This is a genomic window from Escherichia sp. KCJ4928 (genome assembly GCF_004352695.1).
Lineage (GTDB): Bacteria > Pseudomonadota > Gammaproteobacteria > Enterobacterales > Enterobacteriaceae > ECMA0423.
The window spans coordinates 1-255 of sequence record NZ_SJWV01000826.1 but is presented as its reverse complement, the minus strand read 5'-3'; the positions used below and the strand labels follow the sequence as shown (position 1 = coordinate 255).

Here is a 255-nt window from a genome sequence, read left to right as displayed (position 1 = left end):
AACCCGTCAGTTGCTTGATGAAACCCGTAAGCAGGTGCATGCCCTGCAGATGCAGGGACCACTGCAAATCCCGACCGGGAATAACGGCCAGTCAACGAAAACCCCGCCTTCCCGCCTGCAGGGCATGAAAATCATGTCGGTGGAAAAAGGAATGGCCTGGATCCGCTGGCAGGGTAGCGCCTGGGCAGTACGGGAAGGTGACAGGCTGGGGAATATCACCATCACCCGGATTGAACCGTCCAGCCGCTCAGTCAT

Annotated in this window: 1 pseudogene; it reads left to right on the top strand. The window is 58.0% G+C overall.

The features are described 5' to 3' along the window. Positions 1–255 (top strand): annotated as a pseudogene (locus E0D98_RS26960) (conjugal transfer protein); the annotation flags it as partial.